Source organism: bacterium (assembly GCA_020444325.1).
Lineage (GTDB): Bacteria > Bacteroidota > Ignavibacteria > SZUA-365 > SZUA-365 > BM516.
This window is the reverse complement of sequence record JAHLLD010000004.1, coordinates 162,649-175,478: the sequence shown is the minus strand read 5'-3', so window position 1 is coordinate 175,478 and position 12,830 is coordinate 162,649. Positions and strand designations below refer to the sequence as shown.

The 12,830-nt window shown below is 55.8% G+C and carries 11 protein-coding genes; 8 read left to right on the top strand and 3 right to left on the bottom strand.

The genetic code is table 11. From position 1 onward, the window contains the following. Window positions 1-42 precede the first annotated feature (42 nt). Both KQI65_07525 and KQI65_07520 read left to right on the top strand, forming a co-directional pair. Window positions 43-588 carry a transposase gene (locus KQI65_07525; GenBank protein ID MCB2204582.1) on the top strand — a complete coding sequence of 182 codons (546 nt, stop codon included), beginning with the start codon at window positions 43-45 and terminating at the stop codon, window positions 586-588. Between the two features lie 88 nt (window positions 589-676). Further along, window positions 677-1,141 (top strand): DUF1579 domain-containing protein, encoded by a 465-nt coding sequence (locus KQI65_07520; protein MCB2204581.1) that lies wholly within the window; start codon window positions 677-679, stop codon window positions 1,139-1,141. 9 nt (window positions 1,142-1,150) lie between these two features. Here the strand turns inward: KQI65_07520 and KQI65_07515 are convergent, their stop codons facing one another. Beyond that, the gene (locus tag KQI65_07515) at window positions 1,151-2,158 is read right to left on the bottom strand and encodes a T9SS type A sorting domain-containing protein (GenBank protein ID MCB2204580.1); all 1,008 of its coding nucleotides are present in this window, start codon (window positions 2,156-2,158) and stop codon (window positions 1,151-1,153) included. A 257-nt stretch (window positions 2,159-2,415) separates the two neighbouring features. On the opposite strand from KQI65_07515, the gene KQI65_07510 reads away from it, so the two are divergent. Then, window positions 2,416-3,084 (top strand): NAD(P)-binding domain-containing protein, encoded by a 669-nt coding sequence (locus tag KQI65_07510; GenBank protein ID MCB2204579.1) that lies wholly within the window; start codon window positions 2,416-2,418, stop codon window positions 3,082-3,084. A 144-nt stretch (window positions 3,085-3,228) separates the two neighbouring features. Here the strand turns inward: KQI65_07510 and KQI65_07505 are convergent, their stop codons facing one another. After that, window positions 3,229-3,453, bottom strand: a complete 225-nt coding sequence (locus tag KQI65_07505) for a hypothetical protein (GenBank protein MCB2204578.1) — start codon at window positions 3,451-3,453, stop codon at window positions 3,229-3,231. A 273-nt stretch (window positions 3,454-3,726) separates the two neighbouring features. Here KQI65_07505 and KQI65_07500 point away from each other — a divergent pair, with 273 nt between their 5' ends. Both KQI65_07500 and KQI65_07495 read left to right on the top strand, forming a co-directional pair. Continuing rightward, on the top strand, window positions 3,727-4,113 hold the full coding sequence (locus KQI65_07500) for a hypothetical protein (protein MCB2204577.1): 387 nt from the start codon (window positions 3,727-3,729) through the stop codon (window positions 4,111-4,113). Between the two features lie 86 nt (window positions 4,114-4,199). Next, window positions 4,200-4,826 (top strand): carbonic anhydrase, encoded by a 627-nt coding sequence (locus KQI65_07495; GenBank protein ID MCB2204576.1) that lies wholly within the window; start codon window positions 4,200-4,202, stop codon window positions 4,824-4,826. A 77-nt stretch (window positions 4,827-4,903) separates the two neighbouring features. Here KQI65_07495 and KQI65_07490 read toward each other — a convergent pair whose 3' ends face one another. Next, complete coding sequence (locus tag KQI65_07490; GenBank protein ID MCB2204575.1) at window positions 4,904-7,135, bottom strand: T9SS type A sorting domain-containing protein; 2,232 nt, start codon at window positions 7,133-7,135, stop codon at window positions 4,904-4,906. Between the two features lie 230 nt (window positions 7,136-7,365). Here KQI65_07490 and KQI65_07485 point away from each other — a divergent pair, with 230 nt between their 5' ends. The 3 genes from KQI65_07485 to KQI65_07475 all read left to right on the top strand — a co-directional run bounded on the left by KQI65_07485 (window position 7,366) and on the right by KQI65_07475 (window position 12,141). Then, on the top strand, window positions 7,366-7,695 hold the full coding sequence (locus tag KQI65_07485; GenBank protein MCB2204574.1) for a TfoX/Sxy family protein: 330 nt from the start codon (window positions 7,366-7,368) through the stop codon (window positions 7,693-7,695). A 138-nt stretch (window positions 7,696-7,833) separates the two neighbouring features. Continuing rightward, window positions 7,834-9,837: a tetratricopeptide repeat protein gene (locus tag KQI65_07480; GenBank protein MCB2204573.1), complete on the top strand. Its 2,004-nt coding sequence runs from the start codon at window positions 7,834-7,836 to the stop codon at window positions 9,835-9,837. A 189-nt stretch (window positions 9,838-10,026) separates the two neighbouring features. Continuing rightward, window positions 10,027-12,141, top strand: coding sequence for a S8 family serine peptidase (locus KQI65_07475; GenBank protein ID MCB2204572.1), 2,115 nt, complete (start codon window positions 10,027-10,029; stop codon window positions 12,139-12,141). Window positions 12,142-12,830: the final 689 nt, after the last annotated feature.

Sequence of the window (12,830 nt, the reverse complement as noted above, 5' to 3'; positions counted from 1 at the left end):
CGGGAAATAATTTCCACCATTTCGGAAACAAGGGAGAATCCGATGAAACACCGTAGGAAATTATCATCAATGCGTGCGAGGTGGATCGATTATTCTTCACCCGGCTGGTATCATTGCACGATGTGCTTGAAGAGACGGATCGATATGTTCGGGGAAATCCGCGACGACGAAATGCATCTCAATGAGTTTGGGAAAATTGTGCAGCGCCTCATCATCCAGGCAACGGATAAATATGATGGATTACAAATCGAGACGTTCTGCGTAATGCCTGACCATGTCCATCTTCTCATCAGAATTACCACCGCTGGTCACGTATCCAAACCTACGCAGGTACTTTCACACGCAGAATGGAAAAAAGAGCGGCGGAAGATGTTGATTCCCCTCGCGGTGGGGTTTATCAAGGCTTCAAGTGCCCGAGAAATTAACAAAATTCGCGGAATGACCGGCACTCCACTCTGGCAGGAAACATACTTTGACCGGCGTGTTACTGACGACGAGTTCGTGGATAACATACGAGGGTATATACGATACAACGCACGGCATCACTCACCGGTGCAACGGGATCGATCCAGACAGGGACGCACTTGACTGCGGTACAATTTTTTGGGATAATGTGTCTCCGCAACCCCGCATACCACAGAACAATCGGAACTGCAACAGCCTGAGGATAGAGATCATGGCGCACGAAGAACTATCTGCCGGACATAAAAAACTCGAGCTGCTCGCTGGTGAGTGGCACGGGGAAGAGCACATGCATCCCTCTGAATGGGACCCGGCCGGGGGCACCGCTCAGGGGATCAATATCACGCGTCTCGCTCTCGGGGGTCTTGCCGCGATCAATGATTACGTGCAGAAAAAGGATGGCAAAACGACGTTTGAGGGACACGGAATCTATTCCTATAATCCGGAAGAAGACCTGTACACGATGTACTGGCTTGATTCCATCGGCTCCCCACCTGAAATTTTTACGGGCCGGTTCGTTGAAAAGGTGCTCACTATGACGAGCAGGAATCCGAACATGCAGGTTCGCCTGCGGTGGGATATGACCGACCCCGGGCGCATGCTCTCCTCCATGGAGATGTCTCAGGACGGCAAGCAGTGGAAGCAGCTTTTCGATGCAGTCTACACCAGGAAATCCTGAGTCACAGTTCTAGCGGCGAATAAGAAGCATCTCACGAATGGCAACATACTCGCCTGCCCGCATGCGACAGAAATAATATCCGCTCGGGAGTCCCCCAGCGTCGAACGGCGCCACATGCTGTCCGGCCTGCCGCTGTTCATCCACCAGTTTCGCGCGCATCTTCCCAGCCGCATCAAAAACACTGATTTCTACATGTCCGGGACGGTTCAGATTGTAGGTCACGGCCGTTCGCTCCGCGAAGGGATTCGGGTAATTCGGTGCTAGCCAGCACTCCTCGGGACGACGCACGTCCTGATCGATATCCGTCGGCGAATCAATACCGATCGTGTACGTGCCTCGATATCCCCCTGATACAGGGTCGGGCTCGACTTCAGCAAGCAGATGCTCGGGCGTCGCATCGCGAAACACTCCGTCACTGGCATTCGTGGTCGTATTCTGTCCCCGGTCTGCATACAGGGCGGTGTCATAGACATCCGCGTTTACAGCATCCTCAAAAGCAAACTGCGAGGTGACATAGGCCATTGAGGAAAGACGCACCTTGAAATGAATATGCGTCGTGCGGCCGGGATACCACCCCGGATAGATGGTCTCAAAACGGCAGTTCCCCTGCTCGTCCGTCACCTGTGTACCCCGGAGGAAATTCTGATTCGTCGTGTTTCCCTGGGGTTGTACGTATCCTGAGTACAGTCCACCCCTGTTCGCATGCCAGATATCCACCAGTACTCCGGCGACAGGCTGACACGAAACGTTCACCACAGAGATGGTGAGGTCGAGCGGGAGTCCATCATGCAGAACGTTGTTCTGCGTGTCCAACCGGATATCCGAGCGCAACAACCCGGGATCGAAATAGTACGGCCCCTCCGTTGTCTCCGGTGTCAGCCAGCATGAAGCACCCGCGGGACGAGACAGTTCCGCCTGACGCACTTTTCCCTGAAAAGCAGCTGCCGAACCTTTCACGGGCAGTACCGTAGCCAATCCAGCAATCCCCAATCCCTTCAAGAGTTTCCGTCGTTCCATTAATAACCGCCTTTCGCAATTGCACGAGGTCAATTAATTGGGATGCATCATGTCCGTTTTCCCCAATGTACACCCGTCTCCCTCCAATGAACAAGGGGAAAATCCCGTTGGTCGGATTCATGAATCCGACCAACGGGGAATCCCACCAACGGGGAATCCGACCAACGGGGAATTGAAAGACGGTACCCCTTGTTGGGATCTATGCACACAAAGAATGAAATCGATTTCATTTGTACGCGATTGCGGCGATCGCCGGGATGGCGTCAGAAAGGAGATATAAGATGAATGTTGCAATTCTCGGATCCGGTGGTGTCGGAAAAACGCTGGCTGAGGGATTTGTCAGGCATGGACACGCGGTCATGGTCGGTAGCCGCGAGCCGAAGAAACTGGCGGACTGGGTAGAGGAACGCTGTCCCGAAGCAAAAACCGGACAGGCAGCGGAGACGGCTGCGTTTGGAGAAATTGTAGTTCTCGCGGTCAAAGGTACGGCTGCGTTGAACGTGCTTGAAGCCGCTGGCAAGGACGCCCTGCGTGGGAAAATCATTATCGATGCAACAAATCCTATCGCCGAGGAAGCGCCGGAAAATGGTGTACTGCACTTTTTCACCGACCTCAAGACTTCGTTGATGGAACAGTTGCAGACCGCCGTACCGGATGCACATTTCGTGAAGGCATTCAATTCCGTCGGAGCACACCTGATGGTCAATCCGGCACTCGGTGCCACGCCCACAATGTTCATCTGCGGGAACAATGAAAATGCAAAGCAGGAAACCACAGCTATTCTGCAGAAATTTGGCTGGGAAGTGGAAGACATGGGCGGTGTCGAAGCCGCCCGCGCCATCGAGCCGTTGTGTATACTCTGGTGCATTCCGGGATTTCTCAATCAGCAATGGACCCATGCGTTCAAGCTGCTGAAAGCAGGATGACGTGAGTATCTGAGAAGCTCCAGCATGTCCTTCGCTTCCAGGTGCGGAGGGACATCGCGCTCTCCCCTGAAAAAACAGGAACCCCCGGCAAAGAACCGGGGGCTTCTGTTTTTATGCCATCTGCTGCGTGGAGCAGCTGCGTTCTTACTTGGCGAGCATCATACTGCGCGTGCTCACCTCGTTCGCGGTACGAAGCGTGTAGAGATATGTTCCGCTCGGAAGCGCCACACCGTCATCGGACTGCGCATGCCACTGCACACTGTGCACACCCGCCGCCTTGAATGCAGCTTCCTGTGCCTGCACAGCCGTCGAAAGGACGAACGTGAACAGTAGCATCATCAAATTATGGATGCGGAAAGGCATCTGCATGGAGTTCTCCTCACAAATTATAGAAATTGGGTTGACCTGAACTCGAAGATGCACTTCCCTGATTAGGCAAGAGTTAGTGAATTACTAGAAACTCCTGTGTTTTGACGTACAGCACTGGAGTGTCCACAGTCGTATTCGGATCTTCTGACTGGGCTATCGTCTTTTCTCTTGACTTCTGCCTTTCCCACAGGTACATTCGCAGTGTAATCCTGATTTTTCAAACATATGATCATGTGCGCGCGCGGCGCACATTCAGTATACCTGAGGCGCATCATGTCATATTCCATGAGTACGCGTGTAGAGGACGGGTATCTGCGGGTCGAAGTTTCCGGGATACGAATCGAAGGGGAAACGACTTCACAGGCCATTGAGGTCTGGCGTGCGGTTGCAGATTTGTGCGAGGAAGCAGACCGAACACGGGTTCTCTGCATCATCGATCTCCATGGGGATTTCCCGGCCGGATCCGCATACCAGCTCTCCAGCGATCCCGCTGCGTTTGGTTGGAAACGCAGTTACCGCGCTGCCATCGTCGATCTCAATGAGGAGTCGTATCAACAGAACATTTTCACCGTCACGGTGGCCGCAAACCGTGGCTATCAGGTGAAACTGTTCAGGGAGGAAGAAAGCGCGCTCGCCTGGCTTCTTGATCATGAGTCATGAATCACACTGCCTGGAAGCGAGCGTACCGGGAATTCCTTATCCGCAGTGCGTGTTGATCTGGGGAACAGCAAGAAAGGAGTACGCACGTGATTACTGCACAGGAAGCGCTGGCAAGGCTGAAGGAGGGCAATCGCCGCTTCGTGGCGGGTGAGCGGAATACGGATACCGATGCGGACCACATCCGCAGGCAGGAGTTGCTTGAGGGACAAACGCCGTTTGCGACCATACTCGGTTGTTCGGATTCCCGCGTCCCTGCGGAAATCGTTTTCGACCAGGGTCTCGGTGATCTCTTCGTCATTCGCATCGCCGGCAATGTGGTGGCACCCTCTCAAATCGGCAGCGTCGAGTTTGCCGCGGAAAAATTCGGGACCCCTCTCGTCGTCGTGCTGGGACACACACAATGCGGCGCCGTACAGGCGACGATCGAGGAAATGACACGTGCCTCGGAAACACAATCCCCCCACCTTCGCTCCATCGTCGAGCGGGTGCGTCCCGCGGTCGAATCCCTGCTGCATACTGAACTCCGAAACGATCATGACGCCCTGATGGCAGAAGCCGTTCGCGCGAATGTCCGCCTGGCCGCAGACCATCTCCGCCATGGTTCACGCATTCTCGAACAACGTTTGCTCGATAATGAACTGATGATTGTCGGCGCGGAATATTCCCTTGAGAGCGGCATGGTAGACTTTTTCGACAGCACACCGCAGCCATAATACAATAAGAAACGCTGATACATGAAACAGGCGGCACCCGGTGTGGATGCCGCCTGTTGTTCATGCAACCTGCTCTGTCAGTGCTGGACCAGCATTCGGTACTGCCGCAGAACATCGCCCTGTGACAACCGGTAGATGTATACTCCGGGCACAAGAGATGAGAGCGTGGCCTGCAGCTGCCGGCTCTCACCTGCTGCGAGGTTGCCTTCGAACAGCTGCATGACTTCCTCGCCCAACACATTGTGCAGCGTCAGACGCACCGGTGCATTCTGCGCGGACCTCAGCTGGAGGCTTACACTGGCGCCATTCGAAAGGAATACCGGATTGGGATACAGATTCTCGAGGGCCAGCGAGGCGGCGGTGATCACCTGCACGCGCAGCACCGGCGAATACGACTCGCTGCCATCGAGGTCCACCTGCCGCAGTCGGTACGACCATGTACCGCTTCCCGGTGTCTCATCGGTATAGAAATATTGTGTTCCGAGACGGGGACTCCGGCTCGGGAGAAATATGATATCCTCCCAGTCCGCCTGACGCTCGTCCGCCCGCTGCACCGCGAATCCTGCGCAGTCTGTTTCCTGCGTTGTTTCCCAGCGAAGATGAACCATGCGCCCATCCACATCCGCCGAAAACCTGCTCAGCTCCACGGGAAGTGGCGATGAGGCATCTCCGATGGCGAAGGGAGAAAAGCTGGAAACCCCTGTTGCCGTACGCTGGTACACCGGTCCCCCGCTCGCTGCGCCGATGGATTGCACAGGGGACCAATCAGAGCCATCGTGATGTGCGGCAAAACACGCCGTACGATCAAACGCGGGAAGTTCATCCGCGCCGTTCCACATGAACGTGAGGTCCGCGTTGCTCCCTCCCGCGATGCCTTCACTGATAAACCACGTTCTGTCCACAATATCCGTCAGCAGGGCGCTCCCGCTGCTGCCGTCTGTGAGCACATCCTCCGCGACACGCACAGCGAACACATCCTGCGTTCCGGCATTGGTCACCGATACCGGGGTATAACTGAACCCGTTTATTCCCACCGGGAAAAGCACCGCAGCGCTGCGGCCACCACTACCAAGTCCCTCCTGACGCAGTTCCCCACTTCCATCCGTGATGATAAAGTTTGAGGATGTCGCACCCGAGATCATCGCAGCGGAACTGATCGTGAGATTGTTTATCCCGAGTGTGATAGACCCGCTGCTCATCACCAGCACGCCAGTGATTTCCAGGTCATTGTTGAGTGTGAGTCCGGCAGAGTTGTTGAGCACGAGACGGTCGATGGAAAGTGCCGGTGTGCCTGCAGGCGGCTGCACGCCTCCATTGATGATGACCGTGTCACCGGCAGTCGGCACGGCGCAGGGATTGTCCCAGTTCCCCACGGTCCCCCAGTCGGTATCCACCGCTGCCGTCCATGTCAGTGTAGTCGGATCAGCGGGATTGACGAACACCGGACGCGGGGAGGACGTTGATGAACACGTGCCATTGCTTACCTCAACAGTGTATTGTCCCGCCAGAGCTGCAATATAACTCGCCCCGGAGGCGGCGACGATTACAATACCGTCCCGCCGCCATATGTATGTGAGTCCCGCACCCGTTGGTGAAGCGTCAAGCGTAACGCTCGATCCTTCACAGAACGTCGTCGGTCCGGCAGGAGTGATGCTGGCATTCGGGACCTCGCTTATCGACAGGTCGCTCCCGTTGTCGTTGGCGACCAGGACTGGCATGCTCGAAACAACGCGTACACGGTAGCCCGTGCCCGTGACGACGCTGCCGGGAATGCTGCCCGAAATCTGTCCCGAAGTCGTGCTGGCTACGCTTCCCAGGGTGGTTGGACTCGAAAAGGAACCACTGCCGTCGGAGAGCTGCGCCGTAAACGTATTCCCCGCCTGGAAGTTTCCACTCGCGGTGTACGGCACTGTCATCATATCGCCCACGCAGTAGCTGGACGCGGCGAGCGTACTGGTGGAGACGGTGGTCTGCACGACATTAATCGTGCCTTTCATTCCGGACGAGGCATGAGGCGAGCAGACGTAATACTCCGTTCCCGCAGTACTGAAGATCAGCGTCCCTCCACCGAACGGGAGCGTAAATCCTCCGCTCAACGGGGTGTTCCCGTTGGCGTTCCAAGTGGCCTGGCTCACCTCAACAACATTATGCGCTGATCCGAGATTGAACACCACCGTGTCACCAACGTTTATGGTAAGACTCGAGGGACTGAAACTGAACCCTGAATTCACCACAGTATGCGTCGTGGCCAAGACGGATCCGCTCAACAGACACACGAGCGCAAAGCAATACAGTACTAACGATTTCATACAGACTCCATCTATATATATAAAGACCTGTGCGCGAAACCGACGCGCGGTTCGCAAGATCGAAAAGAGAAATAAGGGCTCAGGATTTGACCGAATGATACTCCTCATTATCTTAAATATAAAGCGGTTCCCGCTTTCTGCCCCCTGGCCTTTCTCGATGAAGACAAAATGTAATGACACCGTGAATCGCCAGCTTGCATATTCATCACACGTAGCCTTCGGAGCACAGCATGGCATTCGACGAAATTCTCGCTGAACGCATCAGACAGCAGTTGACGCGCCGCAACGATATAATAGAAAAACGCATGTTCGGTGGAATAGCATTCATGCTCTCGGGCAACATGTGCTGTGGTGTGATCCGCGATGAGCTGATGCTGCGTGTGGGTGAGAACCAGTCTAAGCTCGCGCTCAGCAGACCCCACGCACGTGTAATGGATTTTACCGGGAAGCCAATGAAGGGCATGGTGTACGTGGAGCCCAGCGGTATCGTGTCCGATGCGGATCTTCGCGACTGGCTGGAAATGGCTATAGGCTTCGCCTCGTCGCTGCCTCCCAAATAGGTGTTCCCGCTGGCACATACTGCCTCCGGCCCTACGTTTGCAGGCAGTCCCTCTCCTTGAAACAATGCGCCAGAGCACATATCTTTACCCACAGAGCCGTCTTACTTCCAAATCCTTCCATTCAAGCTGGAGGTGGCCATGCGTGCCACCCTTTGCTCCGCATTACGGGGACCCGTGTCGTGCGTGATTGTGGTCGTAATCATCGCCGGCATGCATGGTATTGCGCACGCGCAGTCCGTCGACAGTCTCAAGGCGCTGGCGGACCGCTCGCCACCTGATAGCTCCCTGGTACTGCTTCTCAACAGGATTGCCCAGCAACTGAGTCCCCGTGATCCCGACGAGGCGCTCGTCTACATCAATGACGCAAGGGCGCTCGCTGAAAAGCTTGCATGGAAGCAGGGGAAAGCTGAGGTCCTCAATACGTTGGGGGCCCTGCACACGAACGCGGGCAGCTTCGAGCAGGCACTGACTGATTTTCAACAGAGCCGTGAACTCTACCGGACACTTCGTGACGAAACCGGCATATCTCGTGCATTGCGAAATATCGGGGTCGTGCAACGTCGCATCGGAAATCTGCAGGAAGCGTTTGACTACACGCGGCGCAGCCTCGATGCGGCACGGAGCGCAGGGGATTCGCTTGCCATGGCCAAGGCACTGGTGAATCTCGGGAACATTGAGAATCAGCGGAAGAATAATGAAAAGGCGATCGCCTATTTCAATGCATGCAACGGCATCTTCCGCAGGGCCGGCGATCATTTCGGGGAGTCAACGGTTCTGAATGGCATGGCGAATGCATACGTCCAACTCGGACGGCTGACCGAGGCGCTCCGCCTCTATCGCAACAGTCTCGAAATGAACCAGCGCCGTGGAGATATGCGCGCCGTCGCGATCATTCGCACCAACATCGGGGAAATCCACAAGAAGCGAAAAGACTGGGCCAGTGCCATCAGGACGTACAGCCAGGCCCTGGAGACAGCGCGTGATATCGGCGCGATGAACCTGCAACGCATTGCCAGCGAACATCTGGCCGAATGCCTTGCTGCGACCGGAAATTACAGGCAGGCGTACCAATACCAGTTGCAGCACAATGCGATTCGCGATTCGCTGTTCAACTCCGAGGTACTACATCAGATCAATTCCAAGACTCGCGCCTACGAGATTCGTGAGCGCGAACAGCAGATTGCTCTGCTCGAGGCAACGTCGAAATTGCAGGAGGAGCGTATTGCGCGCGAATCACTGCTGAGGAATTTCATCATCCTTGCAGTAATCCTGCTCACCGTTGCCGCAGTGTGGATTTTCTCCATCGCAAGAAAACGCAAACGCAGGAATGCCGAGCTGCGCTCCACCATTGCGCAACTGCACCGCACGCAGGAACAGCTGATTCACGCAGAGAAAATGGCAACGCTCGGTCGGCTTTCCACCGGTATCGCTCACGAAATCCTCAATCCGCTGAATTTCATAAACAACTTTGCGGACCTGTCTTCTGAGCTCCTCACCGAGAATGCGGTCCCGGGAGACACCCCCCTCCAGCTTTCCCGTGAAGACCTGCGGTCACTGCAGGCGAATCTGGAAAAAATCGCAGGGTATGGGCGACGCGCCGAAGGAATCGTGAAAAGCATGGTACAGCATGGGGAAGGCAGTACGGAAGCGCCGGAACCGACGGATCTCAATGCCCTGCTGCGGCGCATGCTGACCATCGCCCGCGGTGCGCAGGGCCCCGAGCCCAGGGACGTGCCCTACATCCTCAATCTCACCCTGGACGGAAACATCGCAGACCTGCCATTGCGACCGAGAGAGCTTTCGCGCGCAATCCTCAATCTGCATCAGAATGCACTCGATGCACTCGAAGAGAAAGCCGGGGAAGGAAATGCGTTCCAACCCACCATCAGCGTCAGCACCAGGCAGGAAGCGAACAGCGTCGTATTGCGCTTTCAGGACAACGGCTCCGGCATCACTGATTCCGTTCTCCCGCGCATCTTCGAACCGTTTTTCACTACGAAAAGCACCGGAAAAAATGCGGGTCTCGGCCTGTCCATCGCGTATGATATCATCGTAGAGGGTCACAATGGCAGCATACGCGCGGAAAGTACGCCGGGCACTGGTACGGAATTCATCATTACCCTGCCCCGGAATTCGTCTTGACGCACTCTCCAATTTCCCGCAATGACCTTGACGCAGAGAAAATATTTCGCTATTCTGTCCAAATAAGCCCTCGTACTAAAGAGTAGAAAACTGGCACGGTACCTTTCAGGCCGGGTTAGTCCTTCTGGTTAATTACGATATTTCGGGTATGGTTTATCATTTACTATTCATATATCTCTGGAGGATGCAATGAAACAACGCAGTGTCTGGATCGCAGCAGCGCTCCTGCTGCTGGTCAGCGCCTGTAGCGAGGATCCGTCGGGTCCCGCAGGCAACGATCCGTCCAACGGCGCATCGGAGGAGCTCCAAAAGGGCAACGCTGATGGCATTGACATACGCGACCGCTACGTGGTCATGTTCAAAGACAATGTCGAGAACGTCGACGCAATGACAGACGAACTGATGCGCGGGAACAGTGGCAAGGTTCATTATCGCTATCATCACGCGATCAAGGGTTTTGCCGCGACTATTCCACCGCAGGCTGTTGAGGGCATACGGCACAATCCGAACGTCGCGATTGTCGAACCTGATGGCATTGTCTCGAAGAACGGAACGCAGAACAATCCGCCGAGTTGGGGACTCGATCGCATCGATCAGCGCTATCTCCCGCTCGACAACACGTACAACTATCCGAACCAGGGCGAAGACGTCACGGCCTACATCATCGACACGGGCATCCGTTTCGATCACCAGGAATACAACGGTCGTGCATTCTCCGGATGGGATTTCGTGCAGAACGACAATGACGCATCAGACTGCGATGGACACGGCACGCATGTGGCCGGTACCGTTGGTGGAACAACAGTGGGCGTCGCGAAGAAGGTCACACTCATCGCCGTGCGCGTACTCAATTGCCAGGGATCAGGCACCTGGTCCGGCGTTGTTGCAGGTGTCGACTGGGTGACCGCGAATGCCAGCGGTCCTTCCGTCGCAAACATGTCCCTCGGTGGTGGCTATTTCTCCATTATCAACACTGCTGTTGAGAACAGTATCGCAGCCGGTGTGGTGTACGCGGTGTCGGCAGGAAACAGCAACGCCAATGCCTGCAACTACTCGCCCGCCAGCGCACCGAACGCCCTGACCGTCGGAGCGACCACAAGCAGTGACGGACGCTCGTATTTCTCGAACTACGGCAGCTGCGTCGATGTGTTCGCACCAGGTTCCAGCATCCGGTCCTCGACGATGAACAGCACGAGCAGTTACGCCAACTGGTCCGGTACCTCGATGGCCTCTCCACATGTGGCCGGTGTCGCTGCGCTGTATCTCAGCTCCAATCCCAACGCCACCCCGGCGCAGGTGAACGCAGCCATCGTCAACGGTGCAACCAGCGGTGTCGTGAGCAATCCCGGGAGTGGATCCCCAAACCTGCTGCTCTACAATATGATCGCCGGTCCCCCTCCCACGCCGACCGTGCCTGCGGATCCGTCGGGACTCTCGGTCTCGAATATCGGGCAGAATAGCGCGGACATCAGCTGGAATGACAATTCCAGCAATGAAACCGGCTTCCGTATCGAGTACAAGGTCTCCAGCAACAGTACCTGGAGTTCGACAACTGTCGGTTCGAATGTCACCAACACAACGCTCTCCGGACTGAGCAGCAGCACAACCTATGATGTGCGCGTGTTCGCCTACAATGGCACGGGTGATTCCCAGAATCCTGCCGGACCGGCGAGTTTCACAACGACTGCACCACCGACAGCGCCTGCCAGTCCGACTCTTCTCAGCGCCTCGAATGTCACAGAGAACAGCGCAGACCTCAACTGGACTGATAATTCGAATGACGAAACCGGCTTCCGCATTGAGTACAGCACCAACAGCGGCAGCAGCTGGAATTCCACAACTGTCGGTGCTGACGTTTCCAGCACAACGCTGTCAGGTCTCAGCTCCGGAACCACTTATGACGTTCGCGTGTGGGCCTACAACAGTGCCGGCGATTCGCCGAGTGCGACCAACACCGTGAACTTCTCCACGCAGACTCCGCCTCCTACACCTGACATGTGGGTGAGCGGCATTACTGCGACAGCAACGCCGTCCAAGGGCAAGAACTGGGACGCCGAGTTCGTGATTACGGTGACAAGCAGTAATGGTCCCGTCGCAGGCGCGACCGTATCCGGAGACTTCGGCGGCGGTGCGAATGGCAGTGCCAATGCTGTTACCAACAGCAGCGGACAGTGCGTTGTCTCCACCAAGTGCAATCACAAAGCCGCGAACGCTTCATTCACGGTGACCGGTGTGACGGCAAGCGGATACAATTATAACGCATTGCTCAATGCCACGTCGTCTGAAACCGTCAACGCTCCCTGAGCAACCCGGTTCTCGGCCAATTTTGCTGAATAACAGAAACCGCCGCTCGTGTCAGATGACGCGAGCGGCGGTTTTCCGTTAAGGATGCAGAAAGCGGTCCGGTCCTCCCATCCCCTCCGTGGCATGCACAAGGTCGAACCGCTTACTGCATCCCCTCCCGGACCCTCCCGTCCCACCGGGAAAATCCTCTCCTTCCCCTCCAGAGCCCTCCAGCTCCTCCGGGAAAATCCTCTCCTTCCCCTTCAGAGCCCTCCAGCTCCTCCGGGAAAATCCTCCATCCCACAACGAAAGCCCTCTCTCCCGCTCCTCCTCTGCACCTTTCGGTACCCCTCATGGGCCCGGCTACGCCCGCTTTACGCAACCATCGAAGCTTCTGCTTCACTGTGGCTACGCCGGGGCGAGCCATTCTTATGTAACTGCTGTTCTCATTCTGTCTGATGCTGCACTGTGGCGAGCCTTAAATAACTGATCTGTTCATTCGCAATTTTTTCAAGACCCGACGGGGACCGGTTTGTGTCGCCGGCCCCCGTCAAGGCCCTCTCCTAATCACGACGCTGCAACATACGCAATCGCAAGCCCCTGATTCTTCTACAGATGCGTCAATAATGTATCCTTATGTTCCCGGTGCAACATAGCAGTACCCATATGCAACATGTGCATAAAATGAGGTCCGGTTTATGCACTTTCTG